Raw genomic sequence first — 22,753 nt, 5'->3', positions numbered from 1 at the left:
AGGAGATGGGGGAATGAGGGAGTGAGGGAGGAGCGTTCTTTACATTAGTTTAGATGAGTCTTTTGCTGGACGCGGTAGTGCAGGAACACCTCTTGATCGATCGCCTCTGCCGAGAGCAGTTCTAGCCGGGGCGCGAGATTTGCTGGAAAGCCGCTTCCTTCGACTGGGGTTGGAGCAATTGTGCCGCCAAGCAGCAACGGGCAAACGGTCAGCCAGAGTTCATGGACGCGATCGGCTGCCAGCAGAGAAGCCACCAGTTCGCCGCCGCCCATCACCAGCAGTTTATTTAGACCCAGTTCGTTGAACTGTTGAAGGACAGTATTCCAGTCAAACGGCTCAGGAAAGGGCAGAATGCGATCGAACTCAGTGCCCTCAGTCCCTTTGCAGGACTGCCAGCATTTTGCACCTGATTCGGTTGTCAGTAGCCAGCGCGGAACTCCCTGCTTGAAAAAGGGAAGTTGAGGATTGAACTCGCCCGAGGCAGAACAAACGATGTGAAAGGGCTGGGGCGGTTTGTGCTGTTGCTGCCGCTGAGCCAGCAAAGCCGGATTTTTGATCAGCAGCGTTGTGCCATACGCCCGCAGTGTCCCTGCGCCAAACAGAGCTGCATCGACTTCTGCAAGTCTGGCTTCTAGATGAGCCTTGTCCTGAGCCGAGCCGAATCGGGCAGCCGATCGATCGCGATCCGCAATTTTACCGTCTGCACTCATGGCAAGCACGACGATTGTATAGGGCAGGCGGGAGGAAGCAAACGCAGAAGTCATCAGGAGCCATCCGGAAAAACGATTGAACAACAGAATTTATACGGAATTGTGCGGCATCCGGCAGGCGATTTGTACCAGATTTCCAGCCCCGTGAAGCCCCACAATCGATCGCATCAGTGAAGCTTTAATCAGGTTTTGTCAGGAGTCTAAAGGAACCATTGCCACAGGGGAACCCTTGAGCAGTATTGAACAGTATCGTCTGAGAAGTATTGTCAAGGGCGATCGTTCAAGTCATTCCCAAGACAGCAGGATTCGGGGCGGCATTATGCAGGGCATCGTTGGATTTTTGCTTCAAAACGCGCAATCGCTGTTTTTGTTGATCTTATGCGGCGTGATCGGCTGCGGAGTTTACCTTCTGGTACGGGAGCTTCAGGATCAGAAATCATCGCCTCGCCGTCAGCATTCCTCTATCCGCTCTACCCCTATCCGCTCCAGCCCTACCCGCTCCAGCCCTCAAAATCGCAGCATCAAACGAAATACTCCCGGTCGATTTCATCTAGCCCATCCCCTGCACGGCAAACTGGTTAAACTGCTGGGCGGGGATCAAAAGGCAGCTATCCGGCTGATTGCCAGCTATCAAGCCAAGTTTCCCGACAAGCCTAACCAATGGCACTACGAGAAGGCAATTTATGACTTGAGCCGCGATCGCCACTGAGCAGTCGTTTGAAGTGCGTCGAGTGCCTGTGTCTTTTCAAACCTCCCTGCTGCGGGATCGCTACTGAAGCGAGGTTTAACTTCTGAGTAAAGAATGTTCGCCACTGCACCTCGATCGCAAAAGTTTGATATTACGATTAAGCCAGTTGGTTCACGGTCTTTTTAAAAAAAGGCTTTGTGTGAGGAGAATTTGAAATTATTCCGTTTGCCTGTGGATGCCAAGCCGTCGTGATCCATTGAGTATTAATGTGGATACATTACGATGGAGTTCTGCATGTGATTGCGGAGTCGTTTTAGCACTCAAACAGCGGTTACGACTATGCTTGGTCAGTCTTCCTTCCGCCGAATACTCCTGCTGCGGATTCTCCTGCTCAGCATCCCAATTCTGTTTCTGGGGATGGCAGTCACATTTCGCAATGCTCGCACGAGCCTGCTACACACCGCCCGGTTAAACCTGGAACAGAGTGCCATTCGCAAAGCCGACACGCTGCAATCGTCGATTCAATCGCTCCAAACGACCCTCTCGGTCACGAGTCAGACTGCAATTTTAAAGTCGGGTTCGCCGACCACCGTGCAGCCCTTTTTGACGCAGGTTCAAAGCCAGTTGCCTAGCGTTCGCTGCCTTCAGCTCCGAGATTTTTCAACTCAGGTTTTGGTAGCAAGCACCTGTGGCAACCGGGTTCTGGATTTTGTACCGTCGAAAAACTGGAGCCCCAAGCGTAGCCCCGCTGAAGCCAACCAGTTTTCCCCCTTTTCGATCGTCCCCAATCGCCTGAACCCGCCCCAGCAGGACGGCATGATGAGCCTGATTAATCTGGTCATGGGCACACCTGTCTACAGCCCGGCAGGACAGCTCAAGTACACCCTTTCCGCGCAGGTCTCGCTTCAGCAAACCGAAGATGTTAATCCATGGCTATTGCAGGGTTACACTGTCCTGCTCAATGGGGATGGCATGGTCTTGGCGCATCCGATCGCAAGCAGAGTGGGAACAACGATTGCCCAGGAGCCAGACAAAGATCGGCTAGAAGACATCCTGACGAACGTATTTCAGCGCGAAATGACCGGAGCCAGACACCTGTATGGCTTAGCAGGGGATTCGCACGAATGGATCGCAGGCTTTAGTCCGATAACGCTCAAGCTGAGCAACAACCAGTCCTCGACCTGGGCAATCCTGGCGGTAACGCGAATGGACAGCGCGCTTCAAGGACTTGAGAAGATTACCCAAATTCTGCTGATCCTCACAGTGGGCTTGCTGGCGGCGCATCTACTGGCAATGCTTTATATGGCGCGAGATCTCGCTTTGCCGATCGAGCAGTTGGGCAAGTACGCCATGCGGATTCACAAGCGCGACAAGCTAGAACGTGCGCCTAAAAACTTCCGAATTCGCGAACTCAACCACCTAGCAGAAGTGCTAGACAACATGGTGGGCAGGCTGGAGGAACGGGCAAAAGAGCTAGAATCTGCCTGGCAGGAAGCAGAAGCTGCGAATCAGCTCAAGAGCGAGTTTCTGGCAAATACGTCCCACGAGCTGCGAACGCCCCTGAACGCCATCATCGGCTGTATTCGATTAGTGAAGGACGGCTGCTGCGATACCAGAGAAGAAGAAGAGGAATTTCTGGAGCAGGCAGACAAAGCAGCGATTCACCTGCTGAAAATCATTAACGACCTGCTCGACATCCAGCGCATTGAAGAAGAAAAACTGCCTTTGTCGATCAAAACAGTCGATTTGCGGCAGATTATTCGCGAGGCGATGAACTTGCAAGCTGTACCAATTCAGCAAAAAGGCTTGACCCTCACCGTCACCGATCTTTCTGAGCCGATCTGGGTGCAGGCTGATCCCGATCGCCTCAAGCAAGTGCTGCTCAACGTGATCTACAACGCCACCAAGTTCACCGATCAGGGCGGAATCACGATCGACACCCGCATCCAGCCTGCTGCCGAACTGCCCACCTATTATGCTCAGCAAAACGGGCATCGCGATAGTGAAACGGCAAGCCAGCCGTGGGTTGTAATCGCAATTCAAGACACCGGAATTGGGATTGACCCTTCGCAGCAGCAAAAGCTGTTCCGTCCGTTTGTGATGGTCGATGGCTCAACCACACGCAAATTTGAAGGCACAGGCTTGGGTCTAGCAATTTCCCGCAATCTGGTTGAAATGATGAGCGGGCAGATCACGCTGCATAGCGCAGGCTTAGGACAGGGGACGACGGTTAAGATTGCGATGCCGATCGCCCCTCAGCCGGCTCAAGGTCTTGCTGCTCAGGTAACCAGTCCGAGTACAGCAGTTGAGCGATCGATGATCGGCGGTTAAGAGAATCAACGGCTAAAGGTAACTCATTGGGTCAACGGGTTCTCCATTTAGGCGCACTTCGAAATGAAGGTGGGGTCCGGTGGAGAGCCCAGTTGTGCCGATCGCTGCGATCGCCTGTCCCTGCTGAACGGACTGTCCCTCCGAGACGTAGAGTTCGCTGGAGTGCGCGTAGAGGGTGGTGAGGTTGTTGCCGTGGTCGATAATGATGGATTGACCGTAGCCGCCATACCATCCGGCAAAAATCACCACGCCGGAATCTGCGGCAAAAATTGGGCTGCCCGTGTCGGCTCCAAAATCGACGCCTGCATGAAAGCGGTTATAGCCCAGAATGGGGTGCATCCGGTAGCCAAAGCTGCTCGTCATTTCGCCGATGCTGGGATATGCCATCTGCCCTGTACCCCGAACTGCGATGCGCGATCGATTGCCAGCCAGTCGCTGAATTAGGACAGCCAAATTGCGTGAATCCCTGGCGAGCTGTTCTTCAGCGGCTTCTAGCGCAGCTCGATCTTGGCGCAGACGGTTGATGAGTTCCTGCTGAGATTGTGCCTGCGCCTGATATTCAACTTTTTGCGCCTGAAGCTCCTGAGTGAGCAGCGCAACTTCGTTTTTTTGTCCTTCCACCTGTCGCCGCTGTCGCTCGATCGCCACTGCTGCTGTTTGCAGCTGAGCCAGTGCTGTGCGATCGGCTTCATACACCCGCCGGAGCTGATGGCGGCGATCGAGAAATTCGTTCAGGTTTTCGCTTTCGAGCAGCAGTGCCCAGCCCCGACTTCCCTGCTGACGCTGCAAAAACTTGAGCCGTGCCACCGTCGCAGACTGTTTGCCCTGATAGCTTTTTTCGGCTTTGGCAAGCTGTGCCTCAAGCTTCACAAGCTCTTGGTTTGCCGCTTTGAGTTTTGCCTGGTTTTGGGCAATTTGGGCAGCCGTGGCGCGAATGCCTTGCTGAATTCCGCCGAGCCGCTTTTGTGCCGATCGTTCCAGTCCCTCAAGCTGATCCTGCTGCCGTTGCAAGCGCGATCGCTCTTCTTCTTTGCGCTGCTGCTGTCGCTGAAGCTCTTCGACAGAGTTAGTTACCTGTGCCAGGTAGGGTGTTTGGGGCGTGGAAGAAAAGAAATGTGAGGATAGCTTGGACAGCGAAACCGCAGGTAGACTCCAGCCCAGACCAAGCAAACCACTCAGCCCCAGCAGCAGCACCCCGGCCAGTAGCCTTTGATAAGCGCGTTTAACCATGTTTTTCAGGTAGGCATCCTGCTTCCAATACCGTCTCCCTGGTAAGCCAATTTTGGGGAGAACCGTGCCGACTCCGCTCCCGTTCAAAGTCCCCCAACGTTAGGGAATTTAGGGGGAATGTTCAGGAGCTTTTATCCTCCTCACCCCCCCTTAAAGGCGATCGGCAGAAATGAACCTTGCCATTATGCCTCTTCCAGTGAAGCACTGGCTCATCAATCAATCTCTTCCACCTCTCCCACCCATTTTCCCTAGCCAGGGGAACGGCTTCATACTGCTACCTTAAACTCAGAGCAATGATGCCAAAGGTAAGCAGCACCAGACCGGAAATGCGGTTGAGCCAGCGTAGCCAATTGCTCACGCGAGGAACCTGCTTGGCATCCGCACTGAAACGGGCACGAAACCAACTCACACTGCCGCAGAGCAATAGCCACCACAGTGCAGAACCGATAAACACACCCAACACTAGTACCGTCGCTTGAGGGTAACTATTCTGGCTGTTGGCTAATCCTAGCCCCGCAAAAACTGCCACGAAGGAGAGAATTGTCGCTGGATTGGTCAGCGTCAGAAACACAGTCGAAAAATAAGCCCCAGCCAAAGCTTTCGCCTGATGACGACGAATTTGCCGATGCAAAGCAGCTTCTCTTTTGAGGCGATCGCCTGGCGGCTGACCCTTTATCGGAACATTCGCAGCTTCGTCGCTGGGTTTGTTGAGAAAAATCCTAATGCCCAGATAGCAAAGAAACAGACCGCCCAACAGCCGCAGCCAGAAAGCTTGCTGAATCAGCAGATTCGACACTGCCGTGAGTCCAAATCCGGCGATGCTGCCATAGATCGCGTCGGCGGTGGCTGCGCCCAGTCCGGTGAGCAAGCCGATCAGTAAGCCGTCGGCGAGGGTACGCCGAATACTAAGAATGCCGATTGGTCCAACCGGGGCAGCGATCGAAAAACCAATCAGTAATCCGCGCAGCAGAAAATTAGAGTGGATCATGGGTTCTCCTCTTTATTTCTCCTCTCGATCGGTCTTTTCTTATCGGTTTTATCAGTCTTGTCGGTCTTATCAGTCTTGTCGGTCTTATCGTTCCAGAGGGGCAAATCGGATGTTTCCTTAACGGTGGAAAGGACGATCGTGGTGCGGGTGCGGAGAATGCCGGGAAGTGCCTTAAGTTGTTCACTGAGCAGGTGTTCCAGGTCTTTCGTATGGCGGCAGCGAATTTTGAGCAGATAGTCATCGTCTCCGGTGACGTGATGGCATTCCTGGATGGCGGCAAGCTGCTGCACGGTTTGCACAAAGCCTTCTCGATAGCGGGGATGTTCCAGCGTGACCGCAACAAACGCTGTAAGATGACAGCCGATCGTCTCTGGATTAACCCGGGCAGTGTATCCCTGGATCACGCCTTTGTCTTCAAGTCGGCGGACGCGATCGGCAGCCGCAGGGGCGGAAAGTTCCAGCCCATTTGCCAGCTCTGCCCAGGTCATGCGTCCCTGAACCATCATCTGCTGGAGAATTTTAAAGTCTGTCTCATTTAGCTCCATAAAATTAAGATTCAAAAGCTGAATACTAATATCACTTTCTTTTCTAAAGAATTCAAGTCGCTTTAGCTTTTTTTAGATTCTTAAGTCTATCGCTCGATAGGGGAAGCGTTGTGCCTTGTGAGATACGGGGATCAAAATGCTCTCAACTCAGATCAATCCATCTAAGCAGAAGCAGATCCCCACTCGGATGAAGGGAGGTTTTGGCTGGCTAAACCACAATAAAAATATCAGGAGTAGTTCGTCAGATTCGATGAGTGCTGGGGATTGAGGGTATCGCTCTACGAAATGCCTTCAATCCCGCTTTTTTTGAGTTCCTCTTTTTACAAGCAGCGGAACTTATAAGCAGTAGAACTGGATAGCAAGCTCCTATTGATTTGCCTATAATTTGCCTATTGAGTTGCCTAACTGACTTTGCCTAACTTATTTGCCTAATTTCTGCCGCATCTGTTGCTGCAAACTGAGGGCATCTGGATAATTGGGTTGAATTTGGGTGGCACGTTCTACCGAGGCAAGGGCTTCCTCAAAGCGGCGCAAACTCCACAAAGCTGCTCCCCGATTGTTCCATGCCTCCGCCAGGCTAGAATCAAGCTCGATCGCCCGATCAAAGGCGGCGAGTGCTTCCGATGGACGGTTGAGCTGTATTAGCGCAGTTCCCTTGTTGCTCCAGGCTTGGGCAAAATTGGGCTTGCGATCGATCGCCTGCTCATATAGCGTTAGTGCAGCTTGGTCTTGTCCCTGTCGATCGAGTGCGTAACCTTTGCTCCACAGCGCTTCTGCATAGCCAGGGTTGAGCTTCAGGGCACGATCGCAGGCTGTAATCGCGTTGGCAAATTGCTCTAGCGTGTTCAAGCTATAGCAGCGTCCCCAGTGAGCTTCCGGGGCATTCGGATCAAGGGCGATCGCCTGGTCATAAGTTTGAACTGCCTGCTGAAATTGGTTTTGTTCTCGCAGCTTGTCCGCCTGTGCCAACAGTGGAGTTGCCTGTGTTTGTGGGTCTGAGGAGGCAGCAGGACTGGGGGATGCGGGAGAGGATGCAGGACTGGCAGTGTTCACGGTTTCTGCCGAATCGCTGGCAGGACGAGGAGAAAATAGCGGTTTCACCAGCGAAACCAACAGGACTGATCCGACAACACCAGCCGCAAATAACCCCATTTTCTTTGGCTGAGAACGGGCAAACTGCTTCAGTTGTCCTGCCCTGGCGGTCATTGTCATCGGGCTAATGGGCAGCGTTGCGTTTTGGCTCAACGGCGCAGTCGCAGGAATTTCCCCTGAAGCACCCGAAGTCAACGATCGCGCTTGAGTGACAGGCAGGGGAGCCGTGGTTCCCACCGGGACAAACGAAGCCACAGAACTTCCAGATGCTGTAGCAGGAGGAGCGGTCAGGGGAGGCGGTTCTGCCGCAATGGGAACTTGATCGATCGCTGTCAGGGCTTCAGCCGCAGTCGAATAGCGAGCGCGAAAGTCGTAGCGCACCATTTTGTTTAAAACGGCAGCCAGATCCGAATTCACTTCTGAATTCGCTTTAGCCACCCGGTCTTGCCATTCGATTTCGCTGGTCTGAGGATTTTGAGGAAGCGATCGGGGGGAGATGCCCGTCAATGCATGAATGCCAATCATGCCAACCGCAAAGATATCGCTGCTAAAACGCGGATTGCCTGCCAGTTGCTCGTTTGGCATATAGCCTGGTGTGCCGATCGCGATCGTCAGCCTGGATTGAGCCGCTGTGTTCAGTAATTGCGTTGTAGCTTGCTTGACTGCGCCAAAGTCGATCAGCACAATTTTGCCGTCTGCGTGACGGCGGATCAGGTTGTCAGGCTTGATGTCGCGATGAATCACATTTTGCTGATGCACAAATGCCAGCACTTCCAGAATGTCTCGCATCAGCCCAACCACTTGCGCCTCGCTCCAGGGATGTCCGTTTTTCACCTCCTGGCTGAGGCAGTGTCCCACAACGAGTTCTTGAACCAGATAAAACTCCTGATTCTGCTCAAAGTGCGCCAGCAGCTTGGGAATCTGATTGTGGTTTCCCAGAGCGTAGAGCGTTTGCGCTTCGGTATCAAACAAACGTTTTGCCGTTTGCAGGGCAGCCGGATCGCTAAACTGAGGCTGCAACCGCTTGACCACGCAGTGCGGGTTCCCCGGCAGGTGCAAATCTTCTGCCAAAAAGGTTTGACCAAATCCGCCCGCGCCCAATTGCTTCAGCACTTTGTAACGTCCGCCCAGTAGGGTGTTTGGCGATTCTAATTGAAGAAATCGTAAGAAGTTCACGCTGCTCAATCTGCTGGGTTTAACAAGGACAACCTAATCCACTCTTCCCCCAAAGCGATCGCCATCAGGCAGTCAAAGGAAGTCTTAACCCTGATCTTTTTTCCAGCAACATCATGGCACAGCCTCAAATCCTTCGCAGTCTTTTGAGCGGAAAGTTGCGGCACTCCAGGCTTTGGCTGTTGGTGATGACGACCCGATACCAAACAGGTTACGAAATCGTGAAAAGGAGCGTTGTTTCCGTCTATCAATCGGACAATAGCTGACAATAAGACTATCCTCGGCAGTTGGCTGTATCCCCATGCGATCGTCGCTTCGTCGTACTCTGCTAAAACCGCTCGCCAGCCTTTCTAAACGAGTTCCGCTGCGGGCAATTTTGATCATCCCGTTTCTGCTGCAAATTGTGGCGATCGTGGGAGTGACGGGCTATTTGTCCTATCGCAATGGGCAGGATGCGGTGCGCGATCTGGTCAGCCAGCTCGAGCGAGAAGCCAGTGATCGAACCCGGCAAACCCTCGAAACCTATCTGCGAATTCCTCAGATTGTGACCGAGATGAACGCCGACAATGTGCGGCTGGGCTTGCTTGATTTCGAAAATATTTCCAGCCTGGAGCCGTATCTGTGGGAGCAGTTTCAGCAGTTCAGCAATCAGCCCTTTAATCCGACCAGTTCTTCGGATCAGCGATGTTTCAAACCAACGACGGCTCAACCGAGCGGATTAACCTTTATTGCGCTTGCAACCGAAACGGGTAGCTACATCGATATCGGCTACAACATAGACAATCAGCTTGAACTTAGCATTCGCGATATTCGCAGAGACGGCATTTTGCGGGTTTGGTCGCTCAACCAGTGGGGCAGGCGGATCAAACTGACACAAACAGTGCCCACCTACGATCCGCGTCGTCGCCCCTGGTATCAATCCGCAGTGCAGGCAGGTTCACTGGTATGGGTTGACCCGTACTACACTGTGACCGATAACGCTCCGGTCATTTCCGCCGATCGCCCCTTTTCCGATCGCCAGGGCAATTTGCTGGGCGTTGCCGATGCCACCCTCAGCTTGGCAGGAATCGGACAGTTTCTCTGCGACCTGAAGGTGGGCAGCACGGGGCAAATTTTCATCCTGGAGCCAGACGGCGACTTGATTGCCACCTCCACCGGAGAAAAGCCGTTTCGCCTGGAAGAACAGGAAAAAAAGCTGATCAACGTCCGGGACAGCCAGAATAGCCTCACCCGCGCCACTGCCAGTTTCCTACAGCGAAGCTATGGCAATTTGAGCAACATTTCGCGCTCCCAGGAGTTTGAGTTTCATGAGAACGGCAAGCGGCGATTTGTGAAAGTACAGCCTTTTCCAGGCATCGATCGCCGAAGTGGGTTTCGCGGCTTAGATTGGCTCGTCGTCGTCGTGATTCCCGAAGAAGAATTCATGGCGAAGATTAATGCCAACACGCGGATCACCATTTTGCTTTGTCTGATCGCGCTGCTGGTGGCGATCGCTTTGGGAATTGCAACGAGCCGCTGGATCGCCCGCCCGATTCTGGAAATGAGCCGCGCCGCCGAAGCCTTAGCAGAAGGAGACTGGGATCGGGAAGTGCAAATTCAGCGATCGGGCGAACTGGGCACCCTGGCAGGGGCATTTAACCACATGCGACATCAGCTCAAGCAGTCCCACCAGCAGCTTGCCGAATACTCGCAAGGACTGGAGCAAAAAAACAAGCAGCTCGAAACCCTGGAAGCCGAACTGCGCCGCCAGCTCAATTTATTTCTGCACGCTGTTTCCCACGATCTTCGCAACCCCGTGTTGGGAACGGCAATGGTGCTCAACAACCTGAGCGAACAGTCCGGAGACGACCTAAAAGTACCGCGCAAAATCCTGACCCGAATGCAGGAAAGCAACCAGCGACAGCTCGAACTGATTAACTCTCTCATTGATAGCCATGCCGCCGAGATCTGGGGCATCGCCCTTCACCCAGAACCAATTGCCCTCTGCGATTTAGTGCATTCCGCAACCTCAGACCTACAACCCATGTTTGAGAAAGAGCGCACCAGCCTGATCGATCGCATTCCCACCGATCTCCCTTTGATCAAAGCTGATCCGCTTCAGCTCGCCCGAGTGTATCAAAACCTGATGGCAAACGCCCTCAAGCACAACCCGCCCGGACTCACCATCACCCTCACCGCTGAACCCCGCGACGAATGGATCTTCTGCACCGTAAGCGACAACGGCATCGGCATCAAATCCGAACAGCGCGATCGCCTCTTTGACCCCTACTATCGCGGCAGCAAAAAACCCAAATCCGTCGGACTCGGACTCGGACTCTATCTTTGCCACCAGATTATTGAAGCGCATGGCGGGGCGATCGGGGTCGAGAGTGAGCCGGGGCAGGGGACGTTGTTTTGGTTTACGTTGCCAGTGGCGTGAGGGTAGATGCGTGAGGGTGGATTGGATGAGTGGATGAGTCCCTCTACCCCTCCAATTCTCGCTTCGATCGCCCCATCACCATCTGCGGCTCCACCACCTCCACCGAATCGATCGCTTCCAGTCGGGGCAAAAGGCGCAGGGCATCGGCAATTTCACCGGATTGGGGGCGTAGCCAGGCGGCATTGGGGGCATAAACAAGGATTTGGCTGACTTGATAGCCCGCTTGCTGGATGAGGGTTTGGTGAGTTTCGATCGGAACGCCATCGACGAGGCGCAAAAAGACCTGTCCGGTGGGCACAGCGATCGATCCGCCCGGTTCTAAGGCATAAACGGCACTGATGGCTGCTGGTTGCGCAGCGGTCGATCGATGGGTGTCGGGGCTGCCGCGAAAGATGGCGATGCGTTCTTCCAGCGTGAGGACGGCTTCGGAGGCGATGCGAGAAACGGGCAGCAAAGACTGGAACGACTGCTGAAAATGCACGGCGAAATAGTTAGACTGCCGCACATAGGCGAGGCTCTGCCGTTCTCCCTGCGGGGTAGTCGATTCCTGAATTTCAACTCGCGCTGGAAACTGCTCAAATGGGTTGCTCTGAACACTCACGCTGCACCCGCTTTTATCAAAATGATCAACGATGAAGGAAGGATGGATCAAAAACCGGCTATTTCATTTCACCCTACCGCAACCTTAGCCAGAATCATCTTTCGGTAAGGTTATCTTTATGGCTGGGTTTGGCAGAGCAGGGAATTGAGGGGGTTACTCCCTGCACTCTGTCCCGATCGGTTGAGCGATAGATTGATCGCACGAGACAATCGCATGGCGATGTTAAATTTCAGCAAGGCTGACCCAATCCATTGTCAGCCAGGGCTATAACTCGAAGGAAGTAATACGCATTTGGTTATCCACAACAAAGGAAGATTGCAATGGTTCGGGTTCAGTATGGGGGCAAAAACGGGCAGCGCTACGAGTTCGCTATCAGCCAGGAGCATTTAGCCGTTCGCACAATCAACCGGGCAGCCATGATGAGTCGGCGATCGTTTGAGGTTGCCCCGCTCTCGCAGCAGGCATACCAGATGTTGAACCAAAACTTTGAGCTGACGATGCGCTTTCGCCAGGCCGGGGTCGAAGTGCTGAAAACCAAGGCTCCGCAGTCGGATACGTCTTTGTGCGATGCTGCCCGCGAAATGCTGAGCACTGAATCCGAACTGGAATTTGCCGGACGGGTGCTGATCAATCCTGCGTCAATGCAGCCCGTACTCTACAGCGAGAATTTATTCATTAAGTTTTTCAAAGATCAGTCGCCGGAGGCGTGCGAAGCGTTGCTGGTTCGCTATGGGTTAAGCATAAAACGACCCCTAACCTACGCCCACAATGCCTATTTTGTGGCGGCGACTCAGGGAACAGGCTTGGCAGTTTTTGATCTGGCAGAAAGGCTGCTGCAAGAATCGATCGTCGAACTTTGTCACCCAGAACTGATCAGCGACACGCGGACAAGGCAGGTCTTTCCATACCAGTGGCATTTGGCAACGACAACGATCGACGGACGCGAAATTAATGCCAGTGCGAATGTCGAATCTGCCTGGGAACTGAGCCGGGGCGCAGGCACGATCATTGCAGTGATTGACGATGGGGTCGATATCGACCATGAAGAATTTCGGTCGTCTGGTAAAATCGTCGCGCCCAGAGATGTCACTCGCCAGACCGACGATCCGCGTCCCGGACAGGGCGAAGACCACGGAACTGCCTGTGCGGGCGTTGCCTGTGCAAACGGCAATTTTGGCGCGTCGGGTGTGGCTCCACAAGCAAAGCTGATTCCGATTCGGCTGGCATCGGGACTTCGATCGCAGGCAGAAGCCGATGCCTTTGTTTGGGCAGCGCAAAATGGCGCAGATGTGATTTCCTGTAGCTGGGGTCCGCCCGACGGCGCATGGTGGGATCCAAACGATCCGCTGCATCAGCAGGTGGTTCCCCTCGCAGATTCGACCCGACTGGCGATCGACTATGCCGTAACGCAAGGACGCAATGGCAAAGGCTGTGTGGTGCTGTTTGCTGCCGGAAACGGAAACGAAAGCGTTGATAACGACGGCTACGCCAGCTATTCAAAAGTGATCGCCGTGGCTGCCTCTAACGATGTTGGCGTGCGAAGCCTGTACAGCGACTATGGCAAAGCAGTCTGGTGTGCCTTTCCCAGCAATGACGGTCAACCTTCGCTCACACCCGGCATCTGGACGACCGATCGTTCTGGAGCAGTAGGCTACAATCCGGGTGACGCTGTGCGCGGCGATCGCGTGGGTAACTATACGAATGCCTTTGGCGGCACGTCGAGTTCGACTCCGGGTGTGGCTGGGGTGGTGGCGCTGATTTTGGCAAGAAATCCTGATTTGAGGTGGGATCAGGTGCGCGACATTTTGCGGCAGTCCTGCGACCCGATCGATCCGGAAGGTGGACAGTACGATGCCACCGGACGCAGCCCGTTTTATGGCTATGGTCGGGTGAATGCCCGAAAAGCGGTTGAACTCGCCCTGCCGAGCAGCGATACCCTAAAGCAACTTTATCGGGTTGTGCAGGATGTCCCCATTCGCGACTTTGAAACTGCCCGATTACTGCTCGCCGTGGGCAGCATTGAGCCAATGCAATCGATCCAAGTGACGATCGACCTTGAGCATTCTTACATTGGCGATCTGGTCGTGATACTGTATCCACCGGAATCGCTCAGTCAGCAGCCCATCATTCTGCACGATCGCGCTGAGGACGATACCGATAATCTGCAAAGAACCTTCGATCCGGCAAATGTTCCTGCGCTGGAACCGCTGCTCAACCTGGCTCCGCAGGGAACCTGGACACTCGAAGTCACTGACAAAGCCGCACGAGATACGGGAATGCTCCGCAGTTTTGCGATCGAGATTAGCGTTTAGGAAACTCTGCAAATAAACCAGCGGCAAACCGACCAGCAGCAAACAATCCTTCGCTAGAGGATGGGCAGTTGCTTCTGAAGATGGAGCGCAGGAAAGAGGGGCGATTGCTACCATAACGGTAGTCTTGAATGAGCGAGTTGGCTTAACCCAGGACGAGGCTTTGCATTCGCAATTTGCTCAGTCATTGGCTCAGTAGTCAATTTGCTTAGTCGTCCAGGTGGGTAACCTGTTAACGCGATGGTTACATCATTTTCTTCGGGTTCTTCAACGGGGTTTAGCAGCTTCTCTAACAACACGACGGGCAGACTGACCTCTGGCTCAACTCAGTTTGATTCCAGCAGTATCAGCACGTTTAACGACCCACTTTCTAACAGTTCCAACTTCAATAACACAACGGGTGAAACGGTGGTTAACTCAAACCGGGTTAACACGACGGGAACGAGCGGCAACAGTGCTTCTGGTGATACCCTAACGAATAATTTGACCAATAACCTGACAAATAACAGGTCGGGTTTTACCGCGCAGCCGCAGACGAACTTCTTCTCGACGGGCAGCTTAGCGAACGCTGGGCTAGGCAATTCGATCGGACGTTCAGGGAATGCGGGTTTCGGGAATTCAACGGGCAATAGCGCAGGCAATACCTTTAGAAATTCAAGCTTTGGCAGCTCTAACTTAGGCGGCACTTCCAATCGAGGCGGCGGCAGTTTTGGTGGCAGTTTCGGGAGCGGCAGTTTTGGCGGCAATTTCGGCAGCGGAACCGGGATTGACCTCTCTGGCTTGATCGATCTAAGCAACTTTCGCGGCAATATTAATCAGCTTTTTGCCCCTGGCGCTTTGGGTGGAAACGGCGGCAGTACAGGCAGAACCAACCGTCGCCAGATCCCGATCGCAGGTAGTGCAGCAAACGACGTGCTTATCGGCGCAAATCGCAGTGAAATTTTGGTAGGCGATCGCGGGAATGACGTGATGCAGGGCAGGGGCGGGGCAGATACCCTGCTGGGCGGCAGGGGCGATGATCAGCTCTCTGGTGGACTTGGAAGCGATCGGCTCTCAGGCGATGGCGGTAATAATGTCCTGGTCGGTGGCGCCAACCGCGATATCTTCAGTCTTCAGCGCGGCAATGGGGTTACGGTAATTCAGGATTTCCAGCCCGGACAGGATCAAATTCAACTGCCGAGCAATCTGGAATTCCGCAGCTTGGGCATTCAGCAGCAGGGAGCCGATGCCGTTCTCCGCGCTGGTGCAGACGTGCTGGCAGTCGTGGCAAATACACAAGTCGATCGATTAAGTGCAAGCCGTTTTGTATAAGACGTCTGTATGAGATTGGATTATGAGCTTGGATTAAAAGTCTGAGGCTGAATTAAAACGTGAGATTGGATTAAAAAGGCTCTGCCTCATCCAGCAGTGTCTCGATCAGCAAATCTACCTGCTGCTGCTGCCGATTAAGAAACGTTTCGCACTGGCGCAGTTGCTCGACTGCCGTCGCAAACTGATCGAAAACTTCGGCAAGCTCCAGCTCACCCTGCTCGATGCGATCGATAATGCCTTCGATCTGAGAAACGGTTTGCTCATAGCTCCAGTCGGGTGGAAAGAGCGAGTCGCCACCGGGACGGGTACGCTGAGCAGGCATCGAAGCGGGCAAAAAGTCTGGTTCGTTCATTGCTGGGATTTAGGGCTGAGATGGGGGTTTAAGTCTGGAGCCGTTGAATTTGGATGGGTTAAATCTGTGGGGGCAGGCATTACTTCGGTCACGATCGCTTTTACCTGTCCCTGGGCAAGCTGAAGGGTGAGCGGCTGTCCGGGCTGAAGCTGCTGAGCCGATCGCACATCTTCTCCGTTCTCCTGCCGAATCATGGCATAGCCGCGCTTCAAAACGGCACTGGGGTCGAGGGCACTCAGTTTTTGATGCAGAAGTTCGCAGTGTTGCTGGGCAGCCTGAAGCTGCTGATTCATGCTCTGCGTGAGCCGCTGTTGCCGCCAGCCATTGAACTGCACCTGTTCGCGAATCAGGCGATCGAGATGAAGCCGCCGCAGCCGCCCCTTGAGTCGATCGAGCTGCTCCACTGCCCCATCCACAGAAGTACCCACCGCCTGACTAAGCGCAAGAACGCGCTGCTGATGTTCGGCAAACAGATCGGCTAATAAGGGAACTGCCTGCTCCGCGGCAGCGGTGGGTGTATGGGCATAAATATCGGCAACCAGATCCGCCAGCGACTCATCCCGCTGATGCCCAATTCCAGCCACAACCGGAATGCGACACATTGCCACTGCCCGCACAACCCGCTCATCGTTAAAGCAAGCCATGTCCTCGGTTGCGCCGCCGCCCCGCGATAGGATCAGCACTTCTGCCCGTCCGTCTGCCTCAACGCGCTCAATTGCCCGCACGATCGCCTCAGGAGCCTGATCGCCCTGCACCAGTGCCGGAGAAAACAAAACGTGCATTCCCGGATAACGGCGCTTTAGCGTGCGCTGAATGTCCCCCCAGGCAGCAGCTTGCGGGGAAGTGACGACAGCGATCGTCTGCGGATAAAGCGGTAAAGGACGTTTGCGATCGGGGTCGAACAGCCCCTCAGACTCCAGCCGATTGCGAAGCTGACGATAGCGCAGTGCCCGCAAACCCTCGCCCGCCGGAAGTGCTTGCCAGATAATGAGTTGATAAGTCCCGCGCTGAGGATGCACATGAACTCGCCCCAGCAAAATAAGCTGATCGCCCGGAACGGGCACGGTTGCCAGTCGATTGAGCTGACTGCTCCACACCACACAGTTGATCGCTGCCTGCGCGTCCGGGTCTTGCAGTGTGAAAAACAAGCCACTTCGATAGCGGGAAGCACTCGATACCTCGCCCGTAACCCACACTTGCCGAAGCTGATGATCTTGCTCCAACAATGCCTGAATATAGTCCGTCAACCCTGTCACCGACAGAGCTGTATCTGGAATCAGCAGGTTGGGCAGATTAGAGGTCATGGGCGATCGAACTCAGGGCAATCAGTCAGGTTAATCAACAATCATCAGAAGGGAAGCAGGAAAGGCAAAAGGGCAGTATCGCATCAGGAAAAGAACTAAATCTAACCTTAGCGGAGGAATCAAGCGTTGGACCTCTGGTTAAATCTTATTTTATTTAGTACGTTTGTATGGTCGAAGAAAAAAGGACTAAAATATAAGTAGGAGTAGCAGGACTTCTTTCTAAGGTAACGAAAGTCGGTTGAATCAGACAGTTCTCTGGGATGCAGAACCTCTGAAGCCCAGTCAGGAATTCCATTCGTTGATTGCATTTCATTGATTGCATTCCTGAATTACACCACTGAATTACATACACTCTTGTTTTGAGGTGCGAATGGCTAAAGCGACGAGTAACGACACAAACGGACGCGAGACGAACGGACGCGACACAACCAGTCGGGAAACTAATGGACGCGACCCAGGACGGGAAAAAGCCCTGAATCTGGTACTCACTCAGATCGATCGCACCTTTGGCAAAGGCACGATTATGCGGCTGGGCGACGCAACCCGGATGAAAATTGAAACCATTCCAAGCGGCGCACTCACCCTCGATCTGGCACTGGGCGGCGGGTTTCCTAAAGGCAGAATTATTGAGGTTTACGGTCCAGAGAGTTCAGGTAAAACAACGCTTGCCCTTCATGCGGTCGCCGAAGTTCAAAAGCGGGGCGGTGTGGCGGCATACGTGGATGCAGAACATGCCCTTGACCCTGCCTATTCCGCAGCGTTAGGCGTCGATATCGAAAACCTGCTGGTATCTCAGCCCGATACGGGTGAAGCCGCGCTGGAAATTGTCGATCAGTTGGTGCGATCGAATGCCGTTGATGTCGTCGTGGTGGACTCGGTCGCAGCCCTGGTTCCTCGCGCAGAAATTGAAGGCGAAATGGGCGATGCTCACGTCGGCTTGCAGGCCCGTCTGATGAGCCAGGCACTGCGGAAGATTACGGGCAACATCGGTAAAACAGGCTGTAGCGTCGTCTTCCTCAACCAGCTCCGCCAAAAAATTGGCATTTCCTACGGCAACCCGGAAACAACCACGGGCGGTAACGCGCTCAAGTTTTATGCTTCGGTTCGCCTCGACATTCGCCGGGTGCAAACCCTGAAGAAGGGCACTGAGGAGTTTGGCATTCGCGCCAAAGTCAAAGTCGCTAAAAACAAAGTTGCACCTCCCTTCCGCATCGCTGAGTTTGACATCATCTTTGGTAAGGGCATCTCGACGATGGGCTGTCTGGTTGATATGGCAGAGGAAACCAGCGTTTTGGTGCGGCGCGGCGCATGGTACAGCTACAACGGCGAAAACATTAGCCAGGGACGCGACAACGCGATCAAATACCTGGAAGAAAAGCCGGAATTTGCTCAGGAAGTCGAAAAGCTGGTGCGCGAAAAGCTGGATAAGGGCGCAGTGGTTTCCGCGAACTCGGTGGGTTTACCGGACGAAAGTGATGACGACGGCGATGAGCTGCTCGATGAGGAGTAAGGCTTTTCGCAGCTTGTCAGCCTCACGAGCGATTTAAGCAAAACTGAGCAGTTTAGACAGGGGGCTTTTTGCCCCTTGTTTTTTGTCGGGCTGATTCGAGAATCAGGGCTGAATTTGTGCTTAAGTGAGATCGATGTTTTTGCCGATCGACACCGTGCCCGACGCAAAGAAAACGGCTGACCCAAAGAAAACCCGATCGCTGATGACCATTGCCGGAATTGTGGCAGTGGCAACGCTGCTCAGCAAAATCTTTGGACTGGTTCGCCAGCAGGGAATTGCCGCAGCCTTTGGGGTCGGTCCAGCCTACGGCGCATACAACTTTGCCTACGTGATTCCGGGGTTTTTGCTGATTTTGCTGGGCGGTATCAATGGTCCGTTTCACAGCGCGATGGTCAGCGTTTTGGCAAAGCGCAAGCAGGAAGAAGTCGCGCCGATCATCGAAACCATTACCACGCTGGTGGTCGGAGTGCTGCTGATCGTGACGATCGCCTTAATTGTGTTTGCCGAACCGATGATGCGCCTGGTCGCACCCGGACTCTACATTTCAGCGGCAGAAGCACAGGCACAGGGCATTTCTGTGGCAACCTACGCCACTCTGGAGCAAACCAGGGCGATCGCGATCGAGCAGTTTCGCATTATGGCTCCGATGGCGGTTCTTGCCGGGCTGATCGGGATTGGCTTCGGTGTGCTAAATGCTGCCGATCAATACTGGCTGCCCTCGGTGAGTCCTCTGTTTTCCAGCGTCACCGTGCTAATTGGATTAATCGGATTAGCTTTAACACTCGGCGAGCGCATGACCCAGCCCGAATACGCGGCGATCGGCGGGGCAGTGCTGGCTTGGTCTACGCTGGCAGGAGCTGTTTTGCAGTGGCTGATTCAGCTTCCGGCGCAGTGGCGATCGGGCTTGGGCGGATTTCGGCTACGGTTTGAGTTTCAGCGTCCCGAAGTGCAGGAAGTAATTCGCATCATGGGTCCGGCAACTTTTTCGTCGGGAATGCTGCAAATCAACGTCTGGACGGATCTATTTTTCGCCTCGTTTATCCCGAATGCGGCGGCGGCAGTGTCAGCAATGGGCTATGCAGGCTTGCTGATTCAAACCCCGATCGGCGTGTTGTCAAACGTAATTCTGGTTCCGCTGCTGCCTGTATTTTCACGGCTGGCGGCTCCTGAACACTGGGACGAACTGAAGGACCGAATTCGCCAGGGACTTCTGATGACCGCGATTACAATGCTGCCCCTGAGCGCGCTGACGATCGCCCTCGCCGTCCCCATCTGTCGCGTCATTTATGAGCGATTTGCCTTCAAAGAAGAAGATGCTCGGCTGACTGCCACCGTGCTGATTGCCTACGCCGTGGGGATGTTTGTGTATCTGGGGCGCGATGTGCTGGTGCGGGTGTTTTATGCGCTCGAAGATGCCGACACGCCGTTTCGCATTAGCATCGTGAATATTGTCATTAATGCAGTTTTGGACTTTCTGCTGGTGAAACCGTTTGGCGCACCTGGCATCATCCTGGCAACGGTGGGCGTGAATCTAATTTCTACGGTGGCAATGATAGTTGTGCTAAATCGCCGTCTGAATGGATTGCCAATCGCCCAGTGGAGTCAGCCCTTTGTCGGACTCGCGATCGGCAGCGTGATTGCCGGATTTGCCGCCTGGGGCACACGCTACGGCTTAGAGCAGGTGCTGGGAACAGATAGCTTTGGGGTGCTGCTGCTCCAGGTCTGCCTTGCCGGACTTGCCGGATTGGTTGTGTTTGGACTGTTTGCCGTCCAGATGCGCTTGCCAGAAGTGAATCAGTTGGTCGATCGCCTCCTGAGACGCAGCAGAACGAGAACTTAAACGGCGGGCTTGCCGAGTGTTGTAGAATCACCCGATAGCAGAATTATGAAACAGCCTCATCAGGGAACAACAACATCACCGGATAACTGTGCCCCTTCCTGAGAAACTTCCAACGCTCAAAGTTCCGGGCTAATGGGGAATAAGGAGGCTGCCCAGCAAGGTCAAACCTAGCCCCGCATTCTTCAATTCAGCAACGCCGTTCTCCTCAGCTACACTGCACTTGCCACCGCAACGGGTTCATACAGATACTCAAACCAGTTTCCCTCCGGGTCGCGTCCGTAAAAGGAAGCAGTGCCGTCCCGATGGTCGTGAATTTCCGTGAGATGGACGCCTTCTGCCTTCAGCTTCTCGTAAGCCGATTGAACTTCAGCCCGATCGTGGAAAATAAAGCCAAAGTGCGCACCCGCGTGCTTATAGCTCGGACTCAGCAATGCCAGCCCGTCTTCCCCCGCTTTGAGATATGCCCAGTCTGCATCTTTCCAAACCAGGTTCATTCCTAAAGCCTGGTAAAACTGCGCGGCGCGATCGATATCTTGAACACAAATGGCAACGTGACCAATTCGCTTGAGCTGCATACGCCTCACCTTCCTTCAAATAGGCTCCTCTAGCTCTATTGTAGGTCAGGCATTTCGCGATAATCTGGGGTTGGATTCCTTCCATTTGGCGGCTGATACAAGATCTATGAACACTCCTCACCCTGCAAATTATCGAACCCACTTTTTTCAACAGTTTTTGCATCTTTCCTTTGCAGCGCTCGTAACTGTCACCCTAGCTTGCGGCTTATGGTTTGGCTCTGCCTCCTTCGCCCCGATCGCAGCCGCAGTCACTCAAATTTCGCTGAGCGATGTTACTTATCACGAATGTCCGGCGGAACTGTCCGAAGGGGCTATTACCTCTGGCGGCACGAGTATGCGGGCAAAGTGCTTTATCGTCACGGGCAAAGCTAACAACTCATCGGGCAAGCCCGTACTCAACGCTGATATTTTTGGACGAATCTACGATGCCAACGGCAATTCGGTAATGGAAAATCGGACTCGGTTGGGGTCGATCGAAGAAGTGCCGCCCGGAGTGAGCGATTTTGAGCTTCGCATCTCGATTCCGGCAAACCAACCGACCCCGCTTCAGCTTGAACAGTTCAAAGCTGCCGGATTTGCAGGGAAAGTTCGCCGCTAGGGTCTAAGGCAGTGTTTGAGAGGGGCAAATGGCTCCCGCTTTGAGGAACTGCGAAGCGATCGGAACTGCCGATTTTCCGCTTTAGTTCCCCACTTGCCCTCTCATTCTCCCAGGCTGGGAGCTTTGAGATTTTTATTAAGCTTTATTGGTTGCCTCGATCGATTGCGTGACGAATTCCATCAGACCGATTACAATTTCCTTCGGTTTGTGGGTGTGCAGTGGCAGTTTTCAGGCTGCCTAAACTTCCCCAATTGCCCCTTTCCCAGTGACGACGCTATGCCCTCAGGGACTACCCAACCCCATTCGCCGCAAACTGCTCAGCAGAATTTTGGATCTGCCGCATCCGAGAAGGCTCAAACCGTTCCCCCCCGGTTTGCTCAGGCTCATCCTGATTTATCTGGCTCTGATCAATCGCCTCAGTCCGCAGAACCGATCGTCGAACTGCACCAGGTTAGCAAAATCTACAGCAATGGCTGTGCTGCGCTGCTCGACGTGCATTTGCAAGTGCGGAGGGGCGATTTTCTGTTTGTCACGGGTCCATCCGGTTCAGGAAAATCAACGCTGCTAAAGCTGCTCTACGGCGAAGAACGTCCAACCCAGGGCGAAGTCATTGTCAACGATCAGTCGATCGCCCAGCTTCGTGGCAACGAACTTTCTAAGCTACGGCGGCAGGTCGGCGTAGTATTTCAAGACTACAAGCTTATTCCGCGTCGCACGGTTTCTGAGAATGTTGCTTTTGTGCTGTGGGCGCAGGGCTTTACGCGCAAAGAAATTCATCGACGGCTTTTGCCAACCCTTCGCATGGTGGGCTTGCAGGATAAAGCAAACTGTTTTCCCGATCAGCTTTCCGGCGGCGAACAGCAGCGCGTCAGCATTGCCCGTGCGATCGTCAGTACGCCCCCCATTCTCTTAGCCGATGAGCCCACCGGAAACCTCGACCCAGACAACTCCTGGCAGGTAGTCAAAATTCTGCAAAAGCTGAATGCGGTGGGCATCACTGTAATCATCACAACTCACGATGAGCAGCTCGTACGGGCATCGCATCATCCGGTCGTGCAAATTCGCAACGGGCGATTATTTCGAGAACGATAGGTCTGGAAAACAATAGGTGGTGTTGCTGAATCGGAGTATGACCCCCTCTAGCCCCCAACTTGGGGGGGAACCAGAATTCAAAGTC

At 53.9% G+C, this 22,753-nt stretch carries 19 protein-coding genes; 9 read left to right on the top strand and 10 right to left on the bottom strand.

The window, feature by feature from the left end; genetic code table 11:
- Window positions 1-44: 44 nt before the first annotated feature.
- Entirely contained in the window at window positions 45-764 is a 720-nt protein-coding gene (locus NDI45_RS22345; RefSeq protein ID WP_190791118.1) for a RibD family protein, read from the bottom strand.
- Between the two features lie 175 nt (window positions 765-939).
- On the opposite strand from NDI45_RS22345, the gene NDI45_RS22340 reads away from it, so the two are divergent.
- Entirely contained in the window at window positions 940-1,419 is a 480-nt protein-coding gene (locus NDI45_RS22340) for a hypothetical protein (RefSeq protein ID WP_348248808.1), read from the top strand.
- Here NDI45_RS22340 and NDI45_RS22335 read toward each other — a convergent pair.
- Window positions 1,392-1,523, bottom strand: a complete 132-nt coding sequence (locus NDI45_RS22335) for a hypothetical protein (protein WP_277879076.1) — start codon at window positions 1,521-1,523, stop codon at window positions 1,392-1,394. The two genes, NDI45_RS22340 and NDI45_RS22335, sit on opposite strands and share 28 nt — an antisense overlap.
- A 214-nt stretch (window positions 1,524-1,737) precedes the next feature.
- On the opposite strand from NDI45_RS22335, the gene NDI45_RS22330 reads away from it, so the two are divergent.
- Window positions 1,738-3,729 (top strand): sensor histidine kinase, encoded by a 1,992-nt coding sequence (locus tag NDI45_RS22330; RefSeq protein WP_348248806.1) that lies wholly within the window; start codon window positions 1,738-1,740, stop codon window positions 3,727-3,729.
- Between the two features lie 12 nt (window positions 3,730-3,741).
- On the opposite strand, the gene NDI45_RS22325 is transcribed toward NDI45_RS22330, so the two are convergent.
- The 4 genes from NDI45_RS22325 to NDI45_RS22310 all read right to left on the bottom strand — a co-directional run bounded on the left by NDI45_RS22325 (window position 3,742) and on the right by NDI45_RS22310 (window position 8,760).
- Entirely contained in the window at window positions 3,742-5,046 is a 1,305-nt protein-coding gene (locus NDI45_RS22325; RefSeq protein WP_242067330.1) for a M23 family metallopeptidase, read from the bottom strand.
- 187 nt (window positions 5,047-5,233) lie between these two features.
- Window positions 5,234-5,944: a LysE family transporter gene (locus tag NDI45_RS22320; RefSeq protein ID WP_348248821.1), complete on the bottom strand. Its 711-nt coding sequence runs from the start codon at window positions 5,942-5,944 to the stop codon at window positions 5,234-5,236.
- Window positions 5,944-6,507: an Lrp/AsnC family transcriptional regulator gene (locus NDI45_RS22315; protein ID WP_242067329.1), complete on the bottom strand. Its 564-nt coding sequence runs from the start codon at window positions 6,505-6,507 to the stop codon at window positions 5,944-5,946. Before NDI45_RS22315 ends, NDI45_RS22320 begins: the two co-directional genes overlap by 1 nt.
- 405 nt (window positions 6,508-6,912) lie before the next feature.
- Window positions 6,913-8,760 (bottom strand): serine/threonine-protein kinase, encoded by a 1,848-nt coding sequence (locus tag NDI45_RS22310; protein ID WP_190791961.1) that lies wholly within the window; start codon window positions 8,758-8,760, stop codon window positions 6,913-6,915.
- 298 nt (window positions 8,761-9,058) lie between these two features.
- Between NDI45_RS22310 and NDI45_RS22305 the strand changes: the two genes are divergently transcribed.
- Complete coding sequence (locus NDI45_RS22305; RefSeq protein WP_190791960.1) at window positions 9,059-11,176, top strand: sensor histidine kinase; 2,118 nt, start codon at window positions 9,059-9,061, stop codon at window positions 11,174-11,176.
- A gap of 43 nt (window positions 11,177-11,219) precedes the next feature.
- Here the strand turns inward: NDI45_RS22305 and NDI45_RS22300 are convergent, their stop codons facing one another.
- On the bottom strand, window positions 11,220-11,777 hold the full coding sequence (locus tag NDI45_RS22300) for a hypothetical protein (RefSeq protein WP_190791959.1): 558 nt from the start codon (window positions 11,775-11,777) through the stop codon (window positions 11,220-11,222).
- Between the two features lie 320 nt (window positions 11,778-12,097).
- Here NDI45_RS22300 and NDI45_RS22295 point away from each other — a divergent pair, with 320 nt between their 5' ends.
- Both NDI45_RS22295 and NDI45_RS22290 read left to right on the top strand, forming a co-directional pair.
- On the top strand, window positions 12,098-14,089 hold the full coding sequence (locus NDI45_RS22295) for a S8 family serine peptidase (RefSeq protein WP_348248803.1): 1,992 nt from the start codon (window positions 12,098-12,100) through the stop codon (window positions 14,087-14,089).
- 237 nt (window positions 14,090-14,326) lie between these two features.
- Window positions 14,327-15,397, top strand: coding sequence for a hypothetical protein (locus NDI45_RS22290; RefSeq protein WP_348248801.1), 1,071 nt, complete (start codon window positions 14,327-14,329; stop codon window positions 15,395-15,397).
- Between the two features lie 70 nt (window positions 15,398-15,467).
- On the opposite strand, the gene xseB is transcribed toward NDI45_RS22290, so the two are convergent.
- Entirely contained in the window at window positions 15,468-15,719 is a 252-nt protein-coding gene (xseB, locus tag NDI45_RS22285; protein ID WP_190791963.1) for an exodeoxyribonuclease VII small subunit, read from the bottom strand.
- A gap of 26 nt (window positions 15,720-15,745) precedes the next feature.
- Complete coding sequence (gene xseA / locus NDI45_RS22280; protein WP_190791956.1) at window positions 15,746-17,053, bottom strand: exodeoxyribonuclease VII large subunit; 1,308 nt, start codon at window positions 17,051-17,053, stop codon at window positions 15,746-15,748.
- Window positions 17,054-17,423: 370 nt separating this feature from the next.
- Between xseA and recA the strand changes: the two genes are divergently transcribed.
- Together recA and murJ are read left to right on the top strand one after the other, a co-directional pair.
- A complete protein-coding gene (gene recA / locus NDI45_RS22275) occupies window positions 17,424-18,563 on the top strand; it encodes a recombinase RecA (RefSeq protein ID WP_348248799.1) in 1,140 nt (379 codons plus the stop codon).
- A gap of 133 nt (window positions 18,564-18,696) precedes the next feature.
- The gene (murJ, locus tag NDI45_RS22270; RefSeq protein WP_190793249.1) at window positions 18,697-20,403 is read left to right on the top strand and encodes a murein biosynthesis integral membrane protein MurJ; all 1,707 of its coding nucleotides are present in this window, start codon (window positions 18,697-18,699) and stop codon (window positions 20,401-20,403) included.
- 209 nt (window positions 20,404-20,612) lie between these two features.
- On the opposite strand, the gene NDI45_RS22265 is transcribed toward murJ, so the two are convergent.
- The gene (locus NDI45_RS22265) at window positions 20,613-20,978 is read right to left on the bottom strand and encodes a VOC family protein (protein ID WP_190793248.1); all 366 of its coding nucleotides are present in this window, start codon (window positions 20,976-20,978) and stop codon (window positions 20,613-20,615) included.
- A gap of 106 nt (window positions 20,979-21,084) precedes the next feature.
- Here NDI45_RS22265 and NDI45_RS22260 point away from each other — a divergent pair, with 106 nt between their 5' ends.
- Both NDI45_RS22260 and ftsE read left to right on the top strand, forming a co-directional pair.
- Window positions 21,085-21,576 carry a hypothetical protein gene (locus tag NDI45_RS22260; protein WP_242067465.1) on the top strand — a complete coding sequence of 164 codons (492 nt, stop codon included), beginning with the start codon at window positions 21,085-21,087 and terminating at the stop codon, window positions 21,574-21,576.
- A 276-nt stretch (window positions 21,577-21,852) separates the two neighbouring features.
- Window positions 21,853-22,668, top strand: a complete 816-nt coding sequence (gene ftsE, locus NDI45_RS22255) for a cell division ATP-binding protein FtsE (RefSeq protein ID WP_190793247.1) — start codon at window positions 21,853-21,855, stop codon at window positions 22,666-22,668.
- Window positions 22,669-22,753 lie beyond the last annotated feature (85 nt).

This window comes from Leptolyngbya sp. GB1-A1, from assembly GCF_039962475.1.
Classification (GTDB): domain Bacteria; phylum Cyanobacteriota; class Cyanobacteriia; order Elainellales; family Elainellaceae; genus Leptolyngbya_A.
Note: the sequence above shows the minus strand (reverse complement) of the source record. Positions and strands in the feature narration are given on the sequence as shown.

Coding starts and splice junctions, on each gene's coding strand:
- NDI45_RS22290 (WP_348248801.1), top strand. CDS start 14,327: ATGGTTACATCATTTTCTTCGGGTTCTTCAACGGGGTTTAGCAGCTTC.
- xseB (WP_190791963.1), bottom strand. CDS start 15,719: ATGCCTGCTCAGCGTACCCGTCCCGGTGGCGACTCGCTCTTTCCACCC.
- NDI45_RS22260 (WP_242067465.1), top strand. CDS start 21,085: ATGAACACTCCTCACCCTGCAAATTATCGAACCCACTTTTTTCAACAG.
- xseA (WP_190791956.1), bottom strand. CDS start 17,053: ATGACCTCTAATCTGCCCAACCTGCTGATTCCAGATACAGCTCTGTCG.
- NDI45_RS22295 (WP_348248803.1), top strand. CDS start 12,098: ATGGTTCGGGTTCAGTATGGGGGCAAAAACGGGCAGCGCTACGAGTTC.
- NDI45_RS22265 (WP_190793248.1), bottom strand. CDS start 20,978: ATGCAGCTCAAGCGAATTGGTCACGTTGCCATTTGTGTTCAAGATATC.
- murJ (WP_190793249.1), top strand. CDS start 18,697: ATGTTTTTGCCGATCGACACCGTGCCCGACGCAAAGAAAACGGCTGAC.
- NDI45_RS22305 (WP_190791960.1), top strand. CDS start 9,059: ATGCGATCGTCGCTTCGTCGTACTCTGCTAAAACCGCTCGCCAGCCTT.
- ftsE (WP_190793247.1), top strand. CDS start 21,853: ATGCCCTCAGGGACTACCCAACCCCATTCGCCGCAAACTGCTCAGCAG.
- recA (WP_348248799.1), top strand. CDS start 17,424: ATGGCTAAAGCGACGAGTAACGACACAAACGGACGCGAGACGAACGGA.
- NDI45_RS22330 (WP_348248806.1), top strand. CDS start 1,738: ATGCTTGGTCAGTCTTCCTTCCGCCGAATACTCCTGCTGCGGATTCTC.
- NDI45_RS22345 (WP_190791118.1), bottom strand. CDS start 764: ATGACTTCTGCGTTTGCTTCCTCCCGCCTGCCCTATACAATCGTCGTG.